At 42.0% G+C, this 25,008-nt stretch carries 20 protein-coding genes and 2 pseudogenes; 3 read left to right on the top strand and 19 right to left on the bottom strand.

Going from position 1 to position 25,008, the window contains the following annotated elements:
* Positions 1 to 11 precede the first annotated feature (11 nt).
* Positions 12 to 1,430, top strand: coding sequence for an NAD-dependent succinate-semialdehyde dehydrogenase (locus GLW08_RS10730; protein ID WP_160848649.1), 1,419 nt, complete (start codon positions 12 to 14; stop codon positions 1,428 to 1,430).
* A gap of 160 nt (positions 1,431 to 1,590) precedes the next feature.
* Here GLW08_RS10730 and GLW08_RS22415 read toward each other — a convergent pair.
* The 9 genes and pseudogenes from GLW08_RS22415 to GLW08_RS10685 form a co-directional block, all read right to left on the bottom strand.
* Positions 1,591 to 2,016: pseudogene (locus GLW08_RS22415) on the bottom strand (DUF7594 domain-containing protein).
* Positions 2,017 to 2,058: 42 nt separating this feature from the next.
* On the bottom strand, positions 2,059 to 2,259 hold the full coding sequence (locus tag GLW08_RS10720) for a hypothetical protein (protein ID WP_160848647.1): 201 nt from the start codon (positions 2,257 to 2,259) through the stop codon (positions 2,059 to 2,061).
* A gap of 356 nt (positions 2,260 to 2,615) precedes the next feature.
* Positions 2,616 to 3,452: a hypothetical protein gene (locus tag GLW08_RS10715; RefSeq protein ID WP_160848646.1), complete on the bottom strand. Its 837-nt coding sequence runs from the start codon at positions 3,450 to 3,452 to the stop codon at positions 2,616 to 2,618.
* An 88-nt stretch (positions 3,453 to 3,540) separates the two neighbouring features.
* Positions 3,541 to 3,762: pseudogene (locus GLW08_RS10710) on the bottom strand (NAD-dependent epimerase); the annotation flags it as partial.
* Positions 3,763 to 4,971, bottom strand: a complete 1,209-nt coding sequence (locus tag GLW08_RS22255) for a DHHA1 domain-containing protein (protein WP_202406317.1) — start codon at positions 4,969 to 4,971, stop codon at positions 3,763 to 3,765.
* A gap of 446 nt (positions 4,972 to 5,417) precedes the next feature.
* The gene (locus GLW08_RS10700; protein ID WP_160848645.1) at positions 5,418 to 6,788 is read right to left on the bottom strand and encodes a GntP family permease; all 1,371 of its coding nucleotides are present in this window, start codon (positions 6,786 to 6,788) and stop codon (positions 5,418 to 5,420) included.
* A 22-nt stretch (positions 6,789 to 6,810) separates the two neighbouring features.
* Positions 6,811 to 7,815 (bottom strand): 4-hydroxythreonine-4-phosphate dehydrogenase PdxA, encoded by a 1,005-nt coding sequence (pdxA, locus tag GLW08_RS10695; protein WP_160848644.1) that lies wholly within the window; start codon positions 7,813 to 7,815, stop codon positions 6,811 to 6,813.
* An 18-nt stretch (positions 7,816 to 7,833) separates the two neighbouring features.
* Positions 7,834 to 9,120 carry a four-carbon acid sugar kinase family protein gene (locus GLW08_RS10690; protein ID WP_160848643.1) on the bottom strand — a complete coding sequence of 429 codons (1,287 nt, stop codon included), beginning with the start codon at positions 9,118 to 9,120 and terminating at the stop codon, positions 7,834 to 7,836.
* 17 nt (positions 9,121 to 9,137) lie between these two features.
* Positions 9,138 to 9,893: a DeoR/GlpR family DNA-binding transcription regulator gene (locus GLW08_RS10685; protein ID WP_160848642.1), complete on the bottom strand. Its 756-nt coding sequence runs from the start codon at positions 9,891 to 9,893 to the stop codon at positions 9,138 to 9,140.
* A 249-nt stretch (positions 9,894 to 10,142) separates the two neighbouring features.
* Between GLW08_RS10685 and GLW08_RS10680 the strand changes: the two genes are divergently transcribed.
* Entirely contained in the window at positions 10,143 to 10,334 is a 192-nt protein-coding gene (locus GLW08_RS10680) for a DUF6366 family protein (RefSeq protein ID WP_160848641.1), read from the top strand.
* 353 nt (positions 10,335 to 10,687) lie between these two features.
* On the opposite strand, the gene GLW08_RS10675 is transcribed toward GLW08_RS10680, so the two are convergent.
* The 9 genes from GLW08_RS10675 to GLW08_RS10635 form a co-directional block, all read right to left on the bottom strand.
* Positions 10,688 to 12,334 carry an amidohydrolase gene (locus tag GLW08_RS10675; protein ID WP_160848640.1) on the bottom strand — a complete coding sequence of 549 codons (1,647 nt, stop codon included), beginning with the start codon at positions 12,332 to 12,334 and terminating at the stop codon, positions 10,688 to 10,690.
* An 18-nt stretch (positions 12,335 to 12,352) separates the two neighbouring features.
* Positions 12,353 to 13,804 (bottom strand): sodium:solute symporter family protein, encoded by a 1,452-nt coding sequence (locus GLW08_RS10670; protein ID WP_160848639.1) that lies wholly within the window; start codon positions 13,802 to 13,804, stop codon positions 12,353 to 12,355.
* A 495-nt stretch (positions 13,805 to 14,299) separates the two neighbouring features.
* Positions 14,300 to 15,862 (bottom strand): response regulator, encoded by a 1,563-nt coding sequence (locus GLW08_RS10665; protein ID WP_160848638.1) that lies wholly within the window; start codon positions 15,860 to 15,862, stop codon positions 14,300 to 14,302.
* Positions 15,863 to 15,893: 31 nt separating this feature from the next.
* Positions 15,894 to 17,624, bottom strand: coding sequence for a sensor histidine kinase (locus GLW08_RS10660; protein WP_160848637.1), 1,731 nt, complete (start codon positions 17,622 to 17,624; stop codon positions 15,894 to 15,896).
* Between the two features lie 74 nt (positions 17,625 to 17,698).
* The gene (locus GLW08_RS10655) at positions 17,699 to 19,165 is read right to left on the bottom strand and encodes a glycoside hydrolase family 32 protein (RefSeq protein WP_160848636.1); all 1,467 of its coding nucleotides are present in this window, start codon (positions 19,163 to 19,165) and stop codon (positions 17,699 to 17,701) included.
* 20 nt (positions 19,166 to 19,185) lie between these two features.
* Positions 19,186 to 20,076: a carbohydrate ABC transporter permease gene (locus tag GLW08_RS10650; protein ID WP_202406316.1), complete on the bottom strand. Its 891-nt coding sequence runs from the start codon at positions 20,074 to 20,076 to the stop codon at positions 19,186 to 19,188.
* A gap of 22 nt (positions 20,077 to 20,098) precedes the next feature.
* A complete protein-coding gene (locus GLW08_RS10645; RefSeq protein WP_160848635.1) occupies positions 20,099 to 20,989 on the bottom strand; it encodes a carbohydrate ABC transporter permease in 891 nt (296 codons plus the stop codon).
* Positions 20,990 to 21,103: 114 nt separating this feature from the next.
* Positions 21,104 to 22,450 carry an ABC transporter substrate-binding protein gene (locus GLW08_RS10640; RefSeq protein WP_237458404.1) on the bottom strand — a complete coding sequence of 449 codons (1,347 nt, stop codon included), beginning with the start codon at positions 22,448 to 22,450 and terminating at the stop codon, positions 21,104 to 21,106.
* Between the two features lie 33 nt (positions 22,451 to 22,483).
* Entirely contained in the window at positions 22,484 to 23,611 is a 1,128-nt protein-coding gene (locus tag GLW08_RS10635) for a glycoside hydrolase family 172 protein (protein WP_160848634.1), read from the bottom strand.
* 479 nt (positions 23,612 to 24,090) lie between these two features.
* Here GLW08_RS10635 and GLW08_RS10630 point away from each other — a divergent pair, with 479 nt between their 5' ends.
* Entirely contained in the window at positions 24,091 to 24,582 is a 492-nt protein-coding gene (locus GLW08_RS10630) for a hypothetical protein (protein ID WP_160848633.1), read from the top strand.
* A gap of 156 nt (positions 24,583 to 24,738) precedes the next feature.
* Here GLW08_RS10630 and GLW08_RS10625 read toward each other — a convergent pair whose 3' ends face one another.
* A complete protein-coding gene (locus GLW08_RS10625) occupies positions 24,739 to 24,996 on the bottom strand; it encodes a hypothetical protein (RefSeq protein ID WP_160848632.1) in 258 nt (85 codons plus the stop codon).
* Positions 24,997 to 25,008: the final 12 nt, after the last annotated feature.

Below are 25,008 nucleotides of genomic sequence, written 5' to 3'. Positions count from 1 at the left end.
GGAGGACAAACATGGAACACTATGGTCTAAAAATAAACGGTGAAGAGATGGGGCAGGAATTAGCCCCATTAGACGTGACCAACCCTGCAACGGGGGAAGTTATCGCAACGGTTCCACATGGCGGAGAAAAAGAAGCAAGCCAAGCAGTGGATGCTGCTTCCGAAGCATTTAAAAGCTGGTCCCAGTACTCTGCCCATGAACGAAGTACCATCATCCGAAAATGGCATGAGCTCATCAACGAACATAAGGAAGACTTAGCACGTACGATGACGATGGAACAAGGAAAACCGTTAAAAGAGTCACGAGGGGAAATGAATTACGCGAATGGCTTTATCTCGTGGTATGCAGAAGAAGGAAAGCGTGTGTACGGAGAACAAATCCCCGCTACCCAACGAGACAAACGATTATTTGTTCATAAACAACCTGTTGGTGTTGTCGCTGTCATCACACCATGGAACTTCCCAGCTGCCATGATTACTCGAAAAGTCGCCCCAGCTCTTGCGACGGGATGCACCGTGGTCATCAAGCCAGCGGAACTAACACCGATTACCGCTATGAAACTAGCCAATCTAGCAGAACAAGCAGGCGTACCAAAAGGCGTTATCAACGTCGTAACAGGTGACCCAAAGGCTATTGGAGAAGCATGGTTACAAGATGAGCGCGTTCGAAAGTTAACATTCACAGGCTCCACAGCAGTCGGAAAACAGTTAATGAAAGGATCAGCAGACAATGTCAAAAAAGTGTCCCTTGAACTAGGAGGGCATGCACCAGTTATTGTGATGGACGACGCGGACCTAGACAAAGCAGTAGAGGGCGTCATGGGATCAAAATTCCGAAATGCCGGCCAGACATGCTTGAGTTCCAACCGCATTTATGTGCATGAATCACTGGTTGAGACATTCACAGAAAAATTAATAGAAGAAATCAAGAAACTAACCATAGGAAATGGATTAGAGGAAGGCGTAGACCTCGGCCCACTCATTAACGAGGAAGCAGTGGCAAAAGTACAAAAGCATGTCCAAGACGCCGAAGAAAAAGGCGCAAACGTGGTATATAAAGGACAAACTCAAGACAGCCTGTACTTCAGTCCCGTCGTCCTAACAGATGCGAAAGAAGACATGGTCTGTATGACAGAAGAAACATTCGGACCACTGGTACCGATTGCTACGTTCCAAACGGAAGAAGAAGCGATCCAAAGAGCCAATGATACAATTTATGGTTTATCCGCTTATGTGTTCACGGAAAACATAACAAAAGGGATCAACATTAGCGAACAATTAGAATACGGTATCGTAGGATTAAATGATGGACTGCCATCTACCCCACAAGCTCCATTCGGTGGTTTTAAGCAGAGTGGCCTAGGTCGTGAAGGTGGGCATCATGGTATTGAGGAGTATTTGGAGACGAAGTATATTTCGGTTGGGTTATAATTTTTAAAGCCTGCATGTTGTGCAGGCTTTTTTTATATGTTTTTTTTAAAATACCCTATATTTTTAATAAAACGAAAAACTTATCGGACTAGCCTCGGATGGTGGCAGACACCTCTAGTAAAAAAATAAGGACGTTGCTTTGAAGCAACGCCCATCACCATTAATGTATTTCTAGAAAACTACCATTCTGATTTTCTTTACTTTGCAATTTGACGATTCGATCTGTACCATTAACGTCCTGCAATTCAAACGTTAGTTTCTTATCCGTTAGTTGACTTTGCACATAGTTCGTTACATCCAAGCTATACCAGTCTTTACTCCATTCATCAACTTCTAGACCATGTAATGTAACTGGAACCTTCCACACGTCCGGATCTGTTACTCCTTAATCCGTATAAAAATGAAGGAACGCTTTATTGATAGAGCTACTCTTTATAGAGGAGAGATCATATTGTAAGTACGTAATACGATCATAATGGAGACTCTTACTATCCTCTATATCTTTAACCCAAAGCAGTGGACTGTCTTCATAAGTAACATGTTGGCCTTTCCCACTTCTTACATGTGCGTCTTGAGAAACGTTAATAACTTGCTTTTCCCATTCTGTCTCGAGTTCTTCATACTCGTTTTAAGCAGAAGCCCAGTAATATCCAGCTTTATTAATGGTATTAACCTTAAACCCAAGTTGCCCCTTCTCATTTGGAATACTGTCGGTGCTAAAGTTGACGTTTCCAAGCTCATTGGTCGAGGTTTTCACATAATCACCGTTTAATTTTGTAAAACGACCACCAAGGGAAGCAGTTACTCCCTCTTTCGTTTTTTTATCCACAACCTTCAGGTGTACAACTCCTTTTGTCCCATCATACGTTATGGAAGCATCCTGGATAATAAGAGGCTCCAGATCTGTGGAGTCCGTTGTAGCAGATGCAACATTGGAAACCGGTCCTTCATTTCCAGATTATTGAGGAGGATGTTAGTCATAGACATTATCTTGTAACTTGTTACGGGGAGCTTTCGAGGATGGATTGTATCAATAAGGGAATACTTGCTTAGCTAACGTGTGTTCTTAACAAAAAACACTCCCTCCCAAATATTTAGCAGGGAGTGTTACGCAATTTCATCCAGTTCAACATTTTAAACTTCTCTAATCACTTAAGTATTTTCAAAAATCCCCAGAGCCCCTTTTTAGTTTTTAGAAAGACGTGAAATGAGTTGTTCACTAGGTCTGTAATATAGTAATGCATCTGACGCTATATAATAATGATTACTTTCCTTCTTATGATAGCTAAAAAGTTTATCTTCACCTTTCATAGTTTTAATTTTAAATGTATTTCTATCAACCTTATTCTGAAGATATTTTATTAAATTATCCCTTAAAGGAAATTTATTTTTCCTTCTACTAATTAGTCCATCCACAAAATCTTCTAGCCTTAACCATCTCTCTTGTGTAATTGTTTGTACAGGGAGAGATAGTTCTTTAGCCATTTTTTCTATTTGTTTAAAGCCATATTCTATCTTTGCCTCCGATTCAAACCAATTACTACGTCTAAGATTATGATAGTCATTACTAAAATACATTAATCTAGTTTTGTATTTTGTCACATAAAAGTTATGTGTATCATTGAACCATGGGAAACGTCTCGTTATAAGATATACTTCATATAAGTCAGCTAGATTTTCATATCGTAATTTATCTTCTTTCATCGCTTGAATTAAAGAATGATTCTTGCTTAGATTCTCAAAAACATAGACATCTATATGGTAAAAATAGGTAGAAAAATTCTCAGTACAATCATCATGTGTTAAATGCTGAATAATTCTTTTTGTTAAATTATTAGTTTTTCCAATGTAAACTGGTGAGTGTTCTGCATATAAGTCATGGCGATTTTCCTGTTCATAACCTTTTTCATCCCAAAAGACATAGACTGCAGCTTTCTCTTCGTATTTTCCTATTGACCTATAATCCCACACCGGAAATGAATCAGTTGGGTCAATATGCTGAAGTACACGCATCCTGTCCATATTATCCTCCTCTAAATTAATAACTATAAACAACCTCCCACTCCAAAAAGCATAGAAAAGGTGAAGACTCATAAAATGTATGCGATGACTAGAGTTTCACTTTTTCCACCTTATAGTAACTCACATACCAATCAGCAAAATTCTGCAATCCATCCTCTATTGAAGTTTCCGGTCTAAATCCAACTGCTTGGTTCAATAATTCCGTTGATGCATAGGTAGCAGGTACATCTCCTGGTATAATCGGTTCATACTTCTTATTAAACACCACTTCTCTACCAATAGCGTTACTTAAGCATTTCTCAACAGTCTTTTAGTACCAGTTCATAAATATCAGTGCCGTTTCCTTCAGTTTTTCTGCAAATTCACCAGCCTCAAGGGACTTATTGCCCCCACCTTGTACGAAGTTTGGCTTCCCTCCACCTTTGCCTTCAATAAGGGGCATGACTTCTTTGGCAATTTTGTTCATATCAGCTGTTAGATCCTCCCCACGGGCTAGGACGAACTGAAGTTGTTCTTCTTGATTGCTTACTAAAATGACGAGTGCGTCAGGATAATGATTGGTCATGTTCTTGGCAAGTGCTTGCAGCGATTTGATCGGACGTTTGATCAATACATGTTGCACGACGCGAATCCCGTTATCCACTTGGGTGTAGGCCATTAAATCACGTGCTTCATACTCCAGAAGTTGCTCCTGTAATTCTGTAATCTGCTTATCTTTTTGTTTGTTTTCATGGACTAAGCTATCTACCTCTTGCACTAGTTCCGCTTCTGGACGTTTTAGAGTATTCTTAATGCCAGATAGAACAGTGTGCTTGGTGCCAAGCTGTTCCAGCACTCGATACCCACACGCAAACTCTAGGCGAACTTGCTTCTTTTGGCGCGTCCATCCTAGCAGTTTTAACGCCATCACTTCACCAGTTGCATGAGGATGCGTGCCTCCACATCCGTTATAGTCCACTTCCGGAATAATCACGAGACGTACCGCTTCATCGACAGATAGCGCTTTTCGAAGTGGATATTGATTTGCTTCTTCTGCTGACAGCCATTTCGTTTCAATCGGACGGTTCTCCTGGATGATTCTATTTACTTTTTGCTCCGCTTCCTTCATTACGTCTTCCGAAAGGCTCTTGGCATCTAGGTCAATTGATACCGTTTCTTTTCCTAAATGAAAGCTTACCGTCTGCATACCATACTCATCGTGCATAATCGCCGATAAAATATGCTGACCGTTATGCTGTTGCATATGATCAAAGCGTCTCTTCCAATCTACTATTCCATGTACGCTGCTATCCTGTAGACGCTCGGCAAGATAATGACGCACTTCTCCGTCTACTTCTTCTACATCGACTACTGCCACACCATTTAGGCTGCCAGTATCATGAGGTTGTCCACCGCCTGTTGGGTAGAAGGCTGTTTCTTCTAATACTATGTAGGGGCGTCCCTCTTGCTCTCCGGTTCGGATTACTTGTGTTTCAAATGCTGTTTGATATGGGTCTTGATAAAATAATTTTGTCGTCATGGTACCTTCCTTCCAGTTATACGTAACGTTTCATTCTAAATATAGAATATCATGATTTTGACACCATTCAATGGCAACCTCTTTATACCGTTCCTTGCGATAATCGTACCATTGATCTTCTATATCTAACTCGCCAGGGAATTAGGTATCCCATTGATTTCTCATTTTCACATGCTAAGAGTTGGAAAACAAGGCACTGATGGTAAACTTTTGGGACGAAGGGACAGGTCCCTCATCTCAAGGATATTGGGTTTCGGAGCGAGAATCAAAATATAGGGACGAGATTTTCAAAACAGGAGCGACAATTGAAAAATAGGAGCGCCCCGTCCAATCGGTCACTCGTGAGATGAAGGGAGAGACGAAGGGACCTGTCCCCTCGTCCCAAAAAACCGCCAATGCTGCTCCTTAGTAAGGAACCACATTGGCGGTAAAATTGTTTCTATAAACTAGACAAACATGGATGAAACAACGATGAGGATGAGGGCCATTGCCCAAGATAAGGTTGTTGGAATAGACCATGTAATAATTTGTTCTTTCGTATCACGAATGCCAAGCATGCGGTTTACAACCCAGTAAAAGCTGTCGTTGAAATAAGAGAATAATAGCGAACCGGTTGTTGCTCCGATGGCAGCTAGCGGCATATATACACCATCTACTCCTGAAAGAATCGGAGCTGTGATAGATGCTGCGGTAATCATGGCCACTGTTCCACTACCTTGTACCAATCTTACAAAACTAGATACAAAGAATGGTAGGATGACAAGAGGAATAGATAGATCAACGATTGCTTCAGCTATATAATCGCCTGCTCCACTTTCCCTTAATACTTTACCTAACGCACCACCTGCGCCGGTTACAAGAAGGATAATACCTGCAGATTTAATGCCTTCCTCCATACGATCCAATGCTTCAGAACGTTCAAGGCTCGGAATTAATGCGTAAATAGCAAAGATAAGTCCAATACCTACGGCAATAACAGGGTTACCTAGAAACTGAAGATAACCAAAGATTCCTTCATTCAACTCTAGTGCAGTAACTACTGTATTCGCAAAGATCAAGACAATTGGAATAAGTATTGGTGATAGTGATGTTAATAAAGATGGTAGATCCTTTTGTTCCTGCTGCTCAACAAACTCATCAAAGTTCTGAGCTTGTGCAGGTCGAACCCAATCTAGGCCTGTTTCGTCAGGTAATTGATAGATTCTATTCCCTAACCACTTTGCGTAAAGTACGCCTACAATAATGAGAGGTGCCGAGAACAGAAGTCCCCAAAGAATCATTACGCCCACACTGACATTAAAGATACCTGCTACTCCAAGTGGACCTGGTGTTGGTGGAACGAGCGAGTGTGTGACAACAAGTCCAATTGCTAATGAAACACCAAGTGCAAGTACTGATTTACCTGTCTTCCGAGAAATCGCTTTCACTAATGGCGTTAAAATAACAAAAGCTGAGTCTACGAAGATAGGAATGGATACAACGTAACCTGTCAGAGCCATTGCCCATTCTTCTCGTTTTTTACCGAGCATTTTCACAAACGAATAGGCTAATCGTTCTGACGCACCGGCTACTTCCATGACTCGACCGAGCATGACACCAAAGCCGATGACGATTCCGATAGATCCGAGTGTACCTCCAAATCCGGATGTAATCGCATTAGCGACTGAAGGCGGGGCCATCCCCGCAATCAGGCCAATAACGGATGCTGAAATAATCAGTGACAAGAACGCATGAATTTTTGTTTTTGTTACCAAGAATACAAGTAAAGCTACGCCTACAATCAATCCTAAGATTAGCTGGCCGCCTGAAGCGTCCATGAGAATTCTCCTTTCTTCCTAATTAATTATTGAAATATGGAGTATATTTTGCAGCTGCTTTAATAGCCTCTACCATGCTGACAGAACTAGCTATTCCTTCTCCAGCAATATCAAACGCTGTACCGTGATCGACAGAGGTTCTTAAGAATGGAAGTCCATTTGTAATCGATACTGTTCGTTCGAAGTCCGCCATCTTAGCAGCGATATGACCTTGGTCATGATATAAGGATAATACTGCATCATATTTGCCATGTAAGGCTTGATGGAATACAGAATCTGCAGGGACTGGTCCATAGACTTCTATACCATCCTCTCTAGCTCGTTCAATACCTGGAGCCAATTCATCAATTTCTTCACGTCCAAATAAGCCCCCCTCACCGGAATGAGGATTCAGTCCCGCGACGGCCAGCTTTGGATTTTCAATACCAAGTAATTCTAGTGCGCCTTTACAACGATTTAGATAATCATGTACACGTTCTTTCGTCATCTGACCGATGGCATCTTTCAAGGATAAGTGTCGAGTTAAGAAAAAGATTCGTAGATCATTCACCTCAAACATCGTCATGGGATCATGAGAATCTGTATATGCTGATAGCATCGCTGTGTGGTCGATATAAGGGACTTCACCTGCCTGCAATGACTCCTTGTTAATAGGTGGGGTGCAAATCGAACCTGCCTCTCCTCCCTGAACCATTTCAATCGCCTTTTGAATGTATTCGTAGGAAGCTTGTCCACACATTCCAGAAATAACACCCATCTCATATTCGTTGATATCAATGTTATTAAGGTTCACAAGATCTATTGTCCCATGGGTGAAGGTTGCTTGAGACATGTCGTCTAGTTCATTAATGTTTAAATGAACGCCAATGGAATTCATGATTTTACCTAATACATCTCGATCTCCGATTACTACAGGATTACAAATATCGTATATCTCTTTCTCATTTAGCGCTTTAATCGTTATCTCAGGTCCTATTCCTGCTGGGTCACCAATTGGTAGAGCGATAGTTGAAATTTTTGATGTCATCCTAATCTCCCTTTCTCTTTATTGTTTATGGGTTGCTGATACCAAGTAATTCATGCATGTCGCAATGGCTTTTTTATCTCCAATCATGCCTCCTTTCGTAACAACGTACATGCCATCTAAATAACCACCAACGAATTTTCCGAAGGCTGCAAGGGGCATAACTTCATCCTCTAGTTCTATGCCTCTAGCTCGAACAATCGAGCAAAGCGATGCAGTTACATCTCCCCCACTCAAATAACATCCTGCTATTTGGTCTCGATTCTTTTCTATTACTTTCCGTGATATGGAGGATAATCCATCTGTTATTCGCTTCGCTAAACTTTCTTCACTAGTATTCTCTCTCTCAGCTATAGCTTCTAAATCAAGCATTTCTTGGCCAGGATGGTATGTTGTTATTAACATAAATCGTTCCTTAGCAATCTGTTGGTCTACTTCCTGAACCACCCGATCGACTTCATCTTGCCAAGAGCTTGTGAATGTAGCTAATTGTTTTGGTTGAACATAAACAGGATTCACCTTCCACTTATCAATGAAATAAGAGAGTTGTTGGCCTGTTTGGTTCGTAGCACTCCCAACTGTTAGGACATATTTTTTGTCTGTATGCTCTGAGGCAGTTACGTTCTTTGCATATGCCGCAGTTAAGGGTCCAGGATCAACACTTAGCACCGGACGATCAATGGTTGTCATCACCTGTGAAATTAGCTCAATGTGATGATCTGTTAAGGCATCAATAGAAATAATACGAGAAGTCTCTAGTTGAGTTGCTATTTCTTGCTCGAGAGCTTCCTTACCTTCCATAACTGTATGGAGGCCAATTGAGCTTATTGGTAAATCCGTTTGATTTTGGATGAGCTTTGTTACTTGTGACGTTTCAATAGGAGCTACTGGATCTTTCGCTACATCTGTCTCTTGTAACGGAATGTCATCCACTAGCAAATAGCCCCCAACTGTGTACCTGCCTGATTCCGGGAACGAGGATACGACAATCGCTACAGAATCCTCTCCTAAAAAATCAAGCATTTCTTCCATCTCTGCTCCGATATTGCCTCGAAATGTACTATCGACTCGCTTGCTATACATCTTCGCCTCGTCTTTGGTAGCGCTTTCTTCTAGAATCTGACGAACTCTGCGTTTCGCCAGGTTCGGACTTACATATCGACTGTCTGTATCCATACATAATGCTTCATAACCTTCAGGAAGGGGAAGCCCGTGTACCACGGTTGCTGTTCGAAAGCCATTCTTTGACAGCTTTACCCCTGTGGCATTTGAACCTGTAAGATCATCACAAACGACTGCAATATCCATCTAATCTCCCCTCCTACTTACGCAAAATAAAGCTGGATGTCCTGAGTAAATTTTTCTCGATTCATTTCGCTTAACCCTTGATCTGTAATAACTCCATCAATGGAATCTAAATGACTAACATGTGCAAAAGCCCGCTTATTGAACTTACTATGATCTGCCACTACCCAACTTGTAGTAGCACTTTGTAACATTAGTTTCTTAATGTGTGCCTTCTCTAATGTTGGCGCTGAAAAGCCATGATGTAGGTCAATTGCATGGGCTCCTAGAAACAACAAATCCACCTTTATCTGTTTTAAGAGCTCATGAACTGTAGCTCCAAGAAACGCCCCTACATTCTTTTGTAGCTCTCCGCCTGTCGTAATAACTTCTAAATCTGAATACAATAACTCCATTGATATTTTGACGTCATTCGTTACAACTACTAAATCACTACGATGCTTAATTAACTTAGCAATCTCTAATGTTGTGGTACCGGAATCTAGCATAATCTTTGCATGATCGGGAATCATCTCTGCTGCTTTCCTGGCAATGGATTCTTTTTCCTCGTGATATTGTGTCAGCTTCGTTTGGTAGGGAATCTCTTGCGTAATTCGGTCAGGTAGGACGGCTCCTCCATGAGAGCGAACTAGTTTCCCTTCCTTTTCCATTGCTACTAAGTCACGCCTTACTGTCATACCAGAAACATTCAAGTCATCAGCTAACTGTTCAATATGAACATTACCTTGTTCGTTTAATTGGTCGATAATATATTGCCTTCGTTCAATTTGTAACATTATGTTCACCTTTGTTCATTTATTTTGTTAACTTGTGTTATATTTTATTAATTTCTGTTAAATGAGTCAATAAAAATGTGTGAATTTGTTTATTTTTTAAAAAATAAACAAAAGTTCACACATGAATCAGAGGGACAGGTCCCTCATCTCATTTTTTGAGACAAAGGGACAGGTCCCTCATCCCAGTTAGTGAAACGTTCAGTGGCATGTATTCGTAGCAATCATTAGGAAGAGAGAGGAGGTATTTAAATGAGTAAAGATAGTGAATCACCTGAACAAAGAAGAGAAGAACTACGACAAAAAGAGTTAAACAACCCTTCTAGTAGTGTACATGGAAGTAATCTTGCTGATTTAGTAGGTGGTTTAGGTTGGAAGGGTACTGGGGTGCTTATTATCCTGATGGTTGTAGGGGGCTTCATCATTGCGTGGTTTTTTCGCTAAATGATACATATTATTAAAGGTGTGATGAAGCATTGAATTTTAAGTCTCATAATTGGAAAGCACTTTACTGTTTATTTTTATGTTGGATTTACTGCTTTTACATGGGTTTTCACCGGATATAGAGAAGCTTTCAGTCCTTATCTTTGGAAAATATTCCTTGCGATTACCCCTTTCTATATGCGCGGTTATCACAAGCGTTTTGGAAAAGGTAATAATAAATCAAATAATGAACCCTCGTCGTAATGACGAGGGTTTTCAAGTGGGATGAGGAGTAGACACTTGTTTCTTCGCTAGAGTACTTATACACATGCACATGAAATGGGATGAGGGACCTGTCCCCTCATCCCATCCCACTAGCTCAACGCATCAAACTCCCTCTTCCCACCAATAATCGTCGCAACAACGCCAATATCCTTGATCTCCATCGGCTCAATCTTCGTTGGATCCTGGTCCAGTATCGCGAAATCAGCGCGCTTGCCCTGCTCAATCGAACCAACGATCTCTTCTTCAAAGTTAAGCTCTGCGCCATAGATGGTCATCGATTTCAGTGCCTCGTCGACACTAATTTTCTGCTCTTCTCCTAGCACTCTGCCGCTCCTCGTGACACGATTCACCGCAGCCCAGATGGAGAACAGCGGAGATATCGCTGTAATGGGATTATCGGAATGTAACGTATAGAGCATATCCCGCTCCACTGCCTCCGCAACAGGGTTCATCCTGGATGCTCGTGCTTCACCAAGGAAAATATCACGGTGGCGGTCGCCCCAGTAATAGACATGATTTATGAAGAAAGAGGCTGCTATATTGTAGTCGTTCATTTTATCTAAATCAGCCTGTGATCCTGTTTGTACGTGCTCAATGCGGTGACGATGGTCCTGTCGTTTGTTTTGATCGATGGCGTTCGTGTACGCCTCGATAATCGAACCAATCGCTCGGTCACCATTCCCATGGGTAGCGACGCGGAAGCCGCGGTCATGTAGTTCTTGGACCATATCATTAAAGAGCTGTTGGTCAAAAACGAGGTCCCCTGTCACATCAGGATGCTGGGTATATGGTTCACGCAATGCCCCCGTTAGACCTTGGATGGAACCATCTTGAAACAACTTGGCACTATCCAGTGTAGCTCGGCCATTGGAATCGGCCATGATTTTTTCATTCATTTCCTCTGCCGTCATGCCATCAAAAGGACCTCCATCACGCACCAGATGATGCAGCATCATAAAGCGCATGCGCAGAGGATTTTTTCCTTCTTCCAATGCTTTTGTGTGGGTTTCGTATTCCTTCATGCCAAGGTCCAAGCCCACACCTGCGTCTGTATTGGTCGTTATGCCTTGTTTCAAGTAGTCCGTTGCAGCCCGATTGATCTTATCGGTTAAGGCTTCAACGGAAAGCTCCGGCATACTGGAAAATAGATAATCGAGAACAGGAAATTCATAGAGAACACCATCAAGATAACCATTTTCATCGCGTCCAAAATGCCCTCCAGATGGGTTTTCTATATCCTCTGGCACACCTGCTATTTCTAATGCCTTGGAATTCACCACCGCTAAATGGCCGGAGATGTGACGGATAAAGACAGGATGATGAGGAGCTACTCGGTCCAGCTCTCCACGGGTGATATGACGACTATCTTGTAACAACGTGTCATCATAGCCCCATCCCATAATCCATTCCGTTACCTCTACCACTTCAGCCTGAGCACGCACTCGCATGAGAATATCTTGGATCGTTTGATTCGGTGGTGTCGCACAGTTAACGTGTTCACGCGTTTGCGAGTACATGAATAGATGGTTATGTGTATCGATGAACCCGGGAATCATTGTATGCCCTTTTAAGTCGATAACCTCCACGTCATGAGACACCTGATCCTGCGCTGGGACACTGGCTTCCCAAACACCAACAATGTTCCCATCACGAACGGCTACGGATCCTGCACGGGTTGAATCTTCATCCAGTGTTAACACGGTTCCATTCACATAGAGTTGATCTGCTTGTATCATAAATTTCCTCCCACTGACTTATGCATGATAGGTTGTAGACTCTTGATACGTCGTTTTACTACGGTCAAAATCTTCAAAGTACACAGCCTTCACTTTTTCTGTTTCCGAATGCTCTGTCATCAGGCTAATGCCGACTAAGGTAACGAGGGAAATTAAGAACCCAACAATCGTTTGGTTCCAGCCAATCCCAAGTAACGGCCAAATGGTTGTGATAATCGCAGACGAGAGCATACTGATGAACACAGCGCGCTTGGTTACCTTTCGCCAGAACATGACAGCCAAGAAAGGCAATACGAGTGTAACCGCCGACAACCGCAGCGCCCACTGATAGATGGTAATGATGTCGGTGATCATATAGGATAAAATCAATCCTAATACCGAAATAATGACAACACTTACCCGCGACGCAACCATCAACTCTTTCTTCGAAGCATCTGGTTTCATGAGGCGATTATATAAGTCTTGCGTAAGGTTAGAACTTCCTTGCAAGATAAACGAATCGGCTCCTGTCATCAGGGCTGAAAGCAATCCAATTAAGATAATGCCTCCAATCGCCGGTGGCAGCATATCCACGGTCACATACGAAAAGATTTCATCCTGATTCATGCCTTGTGGGACATACTGTCTTGCGATGACGCCAATCGCATATGGAAAAATCGACACAACCATGGCAATCAAGAGTGCTGTAACCCCAGCTGACTTGGCGATTTTTTCCGACTTAGATGCAAAAATTCGCTGCCATGTTGATTGCCAGATAATATAAAATGGCCCGACCGATAACGCAAACAACAACACCCCGGATAAGCCTGCATTCCCTAGTGGCGTTAAGTATTCAGAAGGTGTATTGCTTAAGATCTGCTCAAATCCTCCACCAAAATTCACACTAGCTCCGAACAACAGCACAATTCCAATCACTAAAATAACAGCCTGTACAGCATCCGTAATAATCGTCGCTGGCAAGCCACCTAAAATCGTAAACGCTAGAATGAGCGCAAAGGAAATAAAGATCCCCCAAACCGCATCAATGCCAAATGCCCACTTAAACACCGTCGACATCCCGACAATCTGTAATGCCAATGTTGGCACCGAGTAGATAAATGCGGATAGTACAGATGGAAAAATGCCTAGCTTACTACCAAAACGTTCACTAAATAAATCCGCCAGCGTGTACAAGCGTTGGCGCCGTAACGGTTTTGCGAACAACAATACCAGCACTAAACTGAACACGTAAGCTGGGAGTGCGAATTTAAAGAATCCGGACATCCCAACGGAAAAGCCCATGCCGACCCATCCAATAAACACAGCCGCTCCACAAAACGTACTAATAATCGTACCAACAATCGACCAGAATCCCATGTTCCAGCCCGCAATCAAATAGTCATCCGCTGACTTCACCTTGAAAAAATAATAGATTCCCATCCCAAACAGGAACCCGAAATAAATAAAGAAATAAATGGCATATGTACCCATTGGTTCCAAACCTCTCCTACTTTACTGTTTTAATTTTCTAACAAATCTTATAGTACTATACTATTCACTTTCTTAAAAATAACAAAACATGTAGGATGTGGAAGTTTAAAAGAAATTGAGTCCACTTGTGTCTGGTCATTGGAAGTCATGGGAGGAGGGGGTGGATTTGAAGATAGAACACACAGAAAGTTGCTCGTTATCTACTTGAACAATAACGAGCAACTTTCTACTATTTATAAAAACAGACATGCAATCACTTCTTCTTTCTCCGAAATCCACCTATAGCCAGGAACATAACGACAAACAAGGCAATCCATGAACCAATTCCCATGTATTCACCTCCGGAATGTTTACGTATTGGCTTATGTACGAGGGGAAACAGGAAAGTGTTTCGTTAAAAGCTGGGACGAAGGGACAGGTTCCTCATCCCACAACTTATTTGGGACGAGGAACCTGTCCCTTCGTCCCATCCCCTCCATCAAAAAAGGTGAAGACCTAATCAGGCATCTTCACCATTCGTTCTGTCCGATACTTCCCAGGCGTGGTGCCTACCTTCTTCTTGAAGACTTGGTTAAAGTATCGTTGATTATCGTAGCCTATCACTTGGCAGATCTCATTGATTTTGTAATTGGTGCTTCGTAGCATTTCCTTCGCCTGATTCATTCTGATCGACGTCATATAATCGAAGATGGTTACGCCCATTTTCTTGGAAAATAAACTACTTAGATAAGCAGAGCTCATATGAAAGTGATCGGCTAGTTCATTTAACTCTAGTGGTTCATTGTAGTGCTTCTCAATAAAATGCTTCACCTCTTGAATCAATCGATCGTGGTAAGAACCTTTATGTGCTTTGAGATAGGCATCAATACGATGAAGATGATTCGTAAGCCAGGCTTGGATTGCCTCAAGCGATTGTAATTCATTTAATTTTACATATAACAGCGTATCTTCTCCATTGATATCTGTTACGTTCACTCCAAATTCAGATTGCACCTGTGTATAGATAGAGGAGATACACGTATAGCATACGTATTTCGACTTTTCAGGTGGAAGATTGTGCGCGGAAATATAGGCTATGACGTCATCCACTAACGGGAAAAGAGCTTGAACTGTAAAGTCTTCCATCCCTACAGCATCCTCTATTTTATGCAGAATGCTCTCCCCAATCTTCTGGTTCACTTGCTCGTGTTCATGATGATGGGTGATCGCTTGGTCAAAGAAGTACCCTATTTTAAATGCTTGTTTTGCTTGCAAGTAGGCTTGGTGAACTTGGGCGAAATCCTTATATGTATCGCTAATACCAGCTATTGGTGTCATCCCTATTTCCTTTTGGAAGGTAGCATAAAATGCTTCTAAGGCTTCATGATCCAGTGAATTCGTAGTCGAGCTGCCAAGGAATAGAATAATTTTTTCTTCTATTATATAGGTATGAACCACATAAACGGACTCGCTAAAGGACTGGCGCATAATGGTTTCCAAGTGTTTGCTTCGATCCACCACGTGGTCTGTAAAGGAAGACTCCCCCTTACCCCCTAGACATAGGATGGCATATGAGGTAAAAGGTACAGGCCTTTCCATCTGATCGACCTTTCCACCCAACATACAATCTAACAAATATTTCTCTTCCAACTCACCCTGATACTGCTCCAACTGGCTTCCCAACCGTTGTTGCTTCAAGTTACGTTCCTTTTTTTCTACGGCTTTGGAAATCGCCTCTACGATATCATCGATTTCAATAGGCTTTACTAAGTAATCAATCGCTTCTAATTCAATGGCTTTTTTGGCATATTGAAATTCGGAATAAGCACTAATAATAATAAATAGAACGTCTTCCGAGAATGCCCTTGATGCTTCTACCAATTCTAAACCGTTCCGTCCAGGCATGCGAATATCGGTAAGCACTATATCTGGCGATAACTCCTTGATACACGCTAGTGCCTCATTTCCATTCGAAGCTGACCCTACTAGTTCAATGTTGTAGTCCTCCCAATCGATAATCGTTTCCAACGCATCTAGGACTACTTTTTCATCATCAACGATTAACAGTTTATACATCATAGCCACTCCTACGATTTCATAATGTTAATGCTTATGCAGTCTTATGTTGTGTGAACCCAATATGCAACGTGACCTTAGTGCCTTTTCCTTTCATGGTCTCCATTTTCAATCCATACTCAGGACCATAAAACAACTTGATTCGTTCTTGGATATTCGATAGTCCATAGCCAAATGTATGATCTTGATCCGCTCCTACCCCATTATCACTTACTTCAAATACAATCGATTGATGGTGCGTATAGCCTCTGATTTCAATATATCCGGGGTCTTCTTTCGGTTCTATCCCATGATGGACAGCATTTTCCACAATCGGCTGTAGTAACAGCTTAATCATGGTTTGTTCCTCAAGACCAGGCTCCATATCAATGTGGTAGTCTATCTTATTATCAAAACGCAGATTTTGTATATTCAAATAGTTTCGTACGAGTTCGATTTCATTTTTCACAGAAGTAAGATGATTTCCTTCATTTAACGTAAGCTTAAACAATTTCGATAAGCTAATCGCCATATTAGCTATCGGTTTTGCCTTCGCTTTTAGAGCCATCCAATACATAGAGTTCAGGGTATTGTACAAGAAGTGCGGGTTAATATGGCTTTGCAGGGCCCGTAGTTCTGCTTCTTTTTCTTTAATTTGGGATTCGTATAATTGCGTTGTTAGCTCTTGGTTTCGGTTATATAAAGACACCAGCCGTGCCCCTACTTCCCCTATTTCATCCTGTTGATCAAAGCCTACGTCCTCGACCTTTTCTCGTCGTTCCATCTTATGGGCTACATTTCCAAGCAAGCGTATATGTCCAGTGATTTTCTTAGAAATCAATAAAGCAACGACTAACGCCAAAATAAAGGACAGCGTCAAGATAGCTAATACAACAATGCGAATGACGCTAAACTCTTGAATGATTTGTTGATAGGGGATTACGCTAATCATTTGCCAGTTTGTCGTTTCATTTTCATGCTTAGTTAGAATGTATTTTTTATGATCAAACGTATGCGTAATGGTGTTTCCATCTTGAAAATTTCCAAGCACACGCTCGATTTCTTCCACCTGAATCTGGTCTCCACCATTGTAATAAATCGGGTCTTTCCCATTATGGATGAGCATCGTGCCAGAGGAATCGACACCTTTTAACATATCTTTAAATACATTCTTATCTACACTAATCACGGTATAGCCAATGGTAGAAGAAGAGCTAAGGTCGCGAATCACTCTTCCATACATGAGCGTATTGGAATCATCGGTGAGATGAAGGTCCTTCGCTTCGAACCACGTACCTCCCCATTCACTATTTTCGAGCATCGGATACCAGCTAGAAGATTGGATTCTTTCATAAATATCGTCGGTGAATTGGGCCTGACCTCGGTTCACTTTCAGAAACTCATGTTGGTCATTTCCGATATATATGGCATTAATGAATGGATTACTGACAACGGTAATGTTATTCAATAAGTCACGGGAGGCTGTTTCCAATTGATACAGCCTCGGGGAGGTTTGATCATAATTCAAGTAACCTTGAATTTCATTGGATAAGAAAATAATGTTGGAGATATTCTCGATATCATTTACAAAGCGATCGATATTGTTATCTGCCAGGCTTAAATAGTTTTCGGCTGCTGAGGATATGCGGTCTTCTACTAATTTATTAATATACATAAACATAAACGGTCCGATAATAAGCAGGGGGATTAACGTCGAGAAGAGTGCCAACATGACAATCTTCCATTTTATTGTCCATTGTTTTGTAGAACCTTTTGGCTTCACCATAACCATACCCCACTGTCATAACCGATTATAATCTAGCTTACTTTTATTATATACAGAGTAGAAGAACATGACCATTACCAAATAGAAGCTAATGTATAGACAGTGCATGAAACAAGTTTCACTGTTCCACCTTTCGCATAAACGCCTACTTGATCACTCTCACGGCTTGGAAAAATTAAATCGGTCATCGCTACTTCTCCATCGTTTCCAAACACTTCAACCGAGGACCAATCGATATAAACATGAAGCTTCACGCGATTGTTGGTTGCTTCCATTGGAGCTGTTTCCCTACTAGCGAACCATGGATGAAACGAAGCTTCCCCAGCGTGGCGGCGATCTAGGATTACGTTCTTCTCGTCCACATGATACCCAATCCTCGTTTCTTCTTGAGAGGATTTGCGAACCTGTATACCAAACTCCGAAGCTGATTGGATGTCAAACTCAGCGATAATTTCCATGCATGTTCCTTTTATCGGGATGATTTCCTCCGTATCGATGGTTTCATTTTGTAAAAGGCGATGATGAGTACGAAGGACATCCACTTCTTCAACAACTTCTTGCTTGATTTGCAACCCATTGGAAGACTCCTGTAGGGATACTATTCGAGGCAGGGTCATGGAACTCCTCCAGGTAGATGTTGGAACTTCGTTGGCGTAATGCCAGTTGCTCATCCATCCCATGTAGATGCGGCGACCATCCTGGACATCTGAGAACGACACACCAGCATAGTTATCTCGACCATAATCAAGCCATAATGTTACGTCTGGCTGATGGTCATTCACAAAGTGCTTTCCGTCAAATTCGCCAATAAAATATTGCGTTCTAGAGCCAAATGCAATGTCTGGATTCTCCCCTATACTAACGAGCATCACCCATTTGGTTTTGTCCGTACCCTCCATAGGTAGCTCAAACAAATCTGGACACTCCCATACGCCATCATGCGACCCATCCTGTTTGCCAAATTCACTCTCGAATATCCAGTTGATTAGATCAGGAGAACTATAGAGGTGTACGCATTGTCCCACAGCAATGACCATCACCCACTTCTCGGTGCCCCTATGCCAAAACACCTTCGGATCACGAAAATCAATCAGCTCGTTATTTTCTAGAACGGGATTTGCTTCATACTTGTGCCACGTTCGTCCCTTATCCTTACTACAGGCTATGCTTTGACGCTGCCGAACTTGTTTCGTGTCAGGGTGGGTATCAGAATGCGTAAAAATCGCAACCAGTCCTGACTCCCCGTTGAAAAAGCCCGTCGTATCGTGCCAATCAACAACGGCACTACCTGAGAAAATCATCCCCAATTCATCTGGCTCCAGTGCGATTGGGAGCTCTTCCCAATAGACGAGATCCTCACTCACAGCATGCCCCCAATGCATCGGTCCCCATTTCGTACTATGAGGGTGGTATTGAAAGAAAAGGTGGTATTCACCCTCGTAATACACCATGCCGTTTGGATCATTCATCCAGTTCGCTTCTGGTGTGAAGTGGAACTGAGGTCGATATACTTCCTGACGATGGTTCGTGATCGAATTCATGTAAACCTCTCCTCCCAAGGTTATTCTTTTACAGCTCCAAGCGTCATACCACTCACAATGTAACGTTGCACAAAGAAAGAAAAGATCATGACTGGTAAACTAAATGACACGGCAGCTGCGGTCATAGGACCTAAATCTAAGTTATAGGCTGTTAAGAATTCCGAGATACCGACCGTGGCCGTCTTGGCTTCCGTACTCGTCATCAACAAGGCAAATAAGAAGTCGTTCCAAGCGAGCATGAATGTAAAAATAGACGTTGTCGCAAGGCCTGGTAACGAAATCGGAAGAATGACTTTCATAAACGCACCGAATCGACTACACCCATCCACTCTAGCCGCTTCATCAAACTCTTTCGGAATCGAATCAAAGAATCCAATCATCAACCATATCGCAAACGGAACATTGATACTCGTGTACACTAAAATGAGCGCTAATTTTGTATCAATTAAACCGATGTTTTGAATGATCATGTACATTGGAATCGCAATACTGATCATCGGCACCATTCGAATCGAAAGCGTGAACAATAGAAATACGTTTCCTATTTTGGAAGAAAAGCGAGATAACCCGTACGCTCCTAGAGCTCCGAGAAAGACACTTAAGGCTGTGCTGGCAACGGCAGCTACTAAACTATTTACGAAATACTTTCCAATCGGTAAGTATTCGAACATACCAATATAGCTTTCAAAGGTAAATTTCGAAGGCCAAAGCGTTGGTGGAGAGGAAACCGCTTCGGATGAAGGTTTCAGGGAAGTGAGCAGCAGATAAATATACGGTCCTAAAAACAACAACGCTAAAAAGCAGGTTAATAGAATAATAAAGACCTTCCACGTTCGTTTCTTTAACTGTAAATGGAACGATTGATTTGGCTTCATTTGTCGGTTGGTTTCCGCAACAGGATAATTGGACATTGTTTCTTCACCTCACCATCTATTATTTCTTCTCATGACTTGGCGACCAAATTTTCGATATAAAGAACGAACTGAGAGCTAACAACAATACAATGAAAATGACGGCCATCGCACTCGCTTCTCCTACCTGTCCATATCTGGTCAGCATTTTATACATATACGTACTTAACACTTCCGAGGAGAAACCGGGACCACCTTTTGTTAACACCCAGACGATATCAAACGTTCTGGCCGCATCGATCATCCGAATGAGGACAGCTACAATCGCTACGGGAGCCAGGGATGGCAGTGTTACGTAACGAAACGTTTGCCACTTATTCGCTCCATCAATTTGCGAAGCTTCATATAAACCTTTCGGGATGCCTTGTAACCCAGCAAGCAATACAAGCATCATGAATGGCGTCGTTAACCAAACATCGGCGATGATGGTGGAGAGTAACGCGTATTTTGAATCCGACAACCATAACACTTGGTGTGGATCGGATAATATCCCTAACTTATACAGCCCCCAATTAATAACACCAAACTGATCATTCAGCATGAACTTCCAAATCAGACCTGACACTAGAGGCGCTAACATTAACGGGGCAAGTAACAGCGTTCTTATGGATTGACTTCCTCTAAATCCGGTGTTTAATAACAGCGCAAGTAGTAGGCCCAACACAAATTCCGTCCCAACTGCTCCGACGATGTAGATGACGGTATTCCATGTCGATTGTAAAAACCGCTCCGATGTTAGGGCGCTAACATAGTTGGTCAATCCTACAAACTGTTTTGCAGCTGGATCTAGTAGGTTATAGGTAAACAGACTATCTTTCACGAGTAAAAATAGAGGATATAGCAGGAAGACGCCCATAAATAGACCCGCTGGTAGAAAAAACAAGATCGACAATTTACTGTTCGTATATTTCATTATGCTTCACCCTCTTTCATTCTTGTTTCACCGTTCGCTAGCTCCTTTTATAAGAAATCTCCTCTGTTGTAGCAACATGCTTTCACAGAGGAGATCGTATAAAAGGATTCGTATTTATTGAGGAGGCAGAATACCTTTAATGACCTCAGCTGCCCAGTCCAATGCTTCTTGAGGGGTCTTCTCACCAGATAGAGCATATTGAACAGCAGGAATGAGGGCTTCACTCTCAATTTGTTGCCATTCTTTAATTTTCGGACGGTTCTGGGTTTGCTCCGCAGAAAGCGTCTCTTGGAGCGGAGCTAAATGCTCGTATCCTTCTTTTTTGCCATACTCTTCAAACACTGATTTTCGTGCCGCTACACCCAATGTTTCCATGTACAGTTCATTCTTCTCGTATAAAAACTCAATGTATTTCTTAGCCATTTCTGGGTTCTTGGTAGATTTCGGTACTACTTGATACCAAGGGCCAGGAACAGCTCCAATGCCAGCATCTCCAGCAATCATTGGTGCGGAACCAACTTTGCCAGCTACTTCTGATTTTTCAGGATCATTCGAGGGGACATAGAAGTGACCCCAGGCTAGCATCATGGCGGACTTCCCGCTCCAAAATAGTTCAGCTGTTTCAGCAGATGCCATTTCTAACGCACCTTTTGGTACCGATTGGTCTTCATTAAGCATTGTCGTTAATAGCTCTAACGCTTCCACATACGGCTCATTATTGACCAGCACTTCGCCATCATCCCCAACAACAAGTGGATCGGCACCAGCCTGTGCTGCATGATCTAACCAGCTAGCAACGGAATCACCATTATTGGCTCCGAATACCGTCGTGCCGTACTGATCTACTTGGCCGTCGCCATCATTATCTTTCGTGAAGAACTTCGCTACATCACGATACTGCTCCCAATCTTTTGGTGGTTGCAATTCATACCCATACTCTTCTTTAAATGCTTCTTTGTTTGCCTCATCGTTAAATAGATCTTTTCGATAGATAAGGTTCTTCGCATTGGTCCAAACTGGCATGCCATACGTTGTATCATTGTACGTCCCACCTGAAACCAAGCCATTAAATAGATCATCTTGAACGTCATCTGTGACCACATCATCTAACGGAAGCAATCCACTAGAAAGGGCCGGGAACCAAAGAATATCAATGGTCGCTACATCAAAAGCACCTGCACGAGAGGCCACTTCTGCTTTCAACTTATCGTAAACGCCCGTATAAGGAACGGCTTCAATTTTCACTTCATAACCCGTTTCTTCTTTAAATTCATCCTTTGTTTCGGTGGCAACTTGATAAGCTGGGCTTCCACCTTCTACAAGAACGGTCAACGTTTTATCCCCTTTGGATTGCGATTCCCCATCTGCTTCTCCACCTGAATCATTGGAACAACCGCTTACCATAATCGATACAAGAGCGACAAGGACAAATGCACGTTTATACCAATTGATTTTTTTCAATAGCTTCTCCTCCTCTATTGTAGAAACGAATGCTTATCGATCCCAAAGCCCATGTTCCGGCCATCTACGTGGTAGTCGTTTCTCCACAGGTGGTAATGCAGGTAATGGCTTGTGAGGTTCTAGTTGATACCAATAGGCGACACTGGAATAATCATTGCCTTGATCGTTCGCATGACCATGTTCGATTGTTGCCTTTATAGACGTATTGAAGCGAATGGGATCCTCCACATGGAAACGATACAAACTCCATTTTCCGAAGTGCTCTTGCACATCACTTCCTAAGGAAACGCCGTGATACGGCCCTGCATACTCGCCACTCGGAAAGCCCCAGGCTGCATTGAAATAGTCTTCCGTCCCTGTTCCGTGTAAGGAAGGTGGCCATTCCTCTCCATCAATAAAGAACATATCGTCTCCTTCACCAGGCCAGGTGAACTGTTGATTGGAAGCATCAAAATTATCAATATTCAAAACACAGCCAACATAATGCCCTTTGCCTTCCGCATCCAATATCACGTAGTTATCTTCTCCTGTAAGGTTCTCGCCAGGTAAATCCCAAGGAGCTGGATCATCTAAATCAGTTGGATGAGTCAATTTATCGGTTGGGTTTTCACGATTCCACGTCGCATGGAATCGTCCCATGTCCTCTGGTACCTGACTTTCATCTTGATATTCTTCATAATCGACATAATAGAATAAATTCTCGATACGCTCTTCACTTTCATTGATTACTTGTATTTTAGCACCATCTCCGTACGGCATTGGAAAATAACTATTCATCGAAGCTGCAAAAGGTCCCTTTGGCCCTCGACGCTCTCCCATTACCATGCTTAAAGGAAGCGATACGTAATGCTTGCATGTCGCATGACCAATCCCGAAGAAATCCCCTAACGGTACACGAACACTCGGATTTTCTTCCCCATCCCAATACATTTCCAGTACAAGCTTTCGTAAGTACTGCGGTGCATAACACCTCGTCGTCATCCAAATATGCTTGATACAGCCAATCCCTTTGATATCTGCCATCACAGCTGTTGCCCCTGGCTCCACGACATCAAAATCTCGGTTCCCTCCTGTTCGATCATAACTGGATTCACGCTTACTACTGGCATTTTTAATAATTGGTAGTCCACCTAACGGACTGTTCGGATCCCATACATTCATATTCAGACACCTCTCTCTATTCCATTTGGTAGCGTTTACATTTTGTTGAATAAATTAACGCGCGCTATTTATTTCTTACTTTTAAGTGTATAGATGTTTCCGTTGATTGAAAATTCTAATATTTTTTGCTGATGTTATATATTTTTGGATGTATGGATGTGGGATAGAAGAACCACATCATTAGGAGCATCCTCGTGGGCATGAAGATGCAAAAACACATAATTGAGCTAGATATTGGTTTATGTGTAACAAACGCTGTGATAAAGTCGTCTGATATATAGTAGTTGAAAAAACAGAAGCAAATATTGGGCTAGTATTTCTATACCTAATGACGCAATTCTAATGATCTTAAGTAGATAACTGAAATGAATCGCCAAGCTGGTATAAATAAAACCCACCGATGATGGTGGGTTTTCTTATAAGGATTTTTTGTCGAAATGTGTAACATTTCGTCTATAACTTTAGGAGGGATTGCTAGCATGAATCTCAGTCAACTGTTAAATGGTAATGAAATACCCTCAACAAAGAGAATCACATATAAAGAGTTAACTTCCATCATCCAAAAGCGCTTGCTACAGCTAAATGAACATTATGTATGGTATCAGTTTACCTATCTAGAAGAACTAAGGGAGATGTATGTAGGAACCCTCCCTTATTTCATATTCTTGGGTAGAAAGATAAATGTTGAACCATGGAAAGTAAAGCGGTCACTGGATGGTTGGGTTTTTGATGTTGATATAACAGAGCAGATTCAAGCTTTGTATATGGAAATGAACAAGGTGATCACTTCAGAGCATCAGCAAGATGTATTCCAAAACATCATAGAGCAGTATTGTAATATTGGCCTCACGTTAGGCATTACACCGAATCAAATACAACATCGATATAAACAAGAACGAAAGAACATGATCGAACCCTTTCGGAATGAAATTATGAAACACTACATACAACGAAGGTATTTTGGTACGTAAGAACAAAAGCTCAGGGTGCCCGATGTTAACTTATCGTACGGAGGAGCCAGGAAGCATACTAGTCGCTGGGCGCTGGAGCTGGACAGTAAGTGCCAGAAACTTAACTTTCAAAAAAAGGCGAAATGAGTATCTTGTACTCATTTCGCCTTTTTTCTATTAATCTTTCTGAACAATCTTACCGTTTTGAATATCCTCTTCGCTAAAGGAAAGTGGGATTTGTAACACGCGGTAATCGTTCTTTTCTTCGTTATACGTGAATGGGAAGAGCTTCTCTTCTCCATTTTGTTGTAAGCTTAGGTACAGATTGTCTGCTCCCTTTGTTACATCTAACTTTTCTGCTGGTACTTTCAATGCATTTGCGATGCCTGCAACATTTTTAATAACAGGATCATTTTCTTTTACGATTGTAGCCATATGTCTTTTCCT

Origin of the sequence: Pontibacillus yanchengensis (assembly GCF_009856295.1) — a bacterium.
GTDB classification, from domain to species: Bacteria; Bacillota; Bacilli; order Bacillales; family BH030062; genus Pontibacillus; species Pontibacillus yanchengensis_A.
This window is presented reverse-complemented; position numbering and strand designations above follow the sequence as displayed.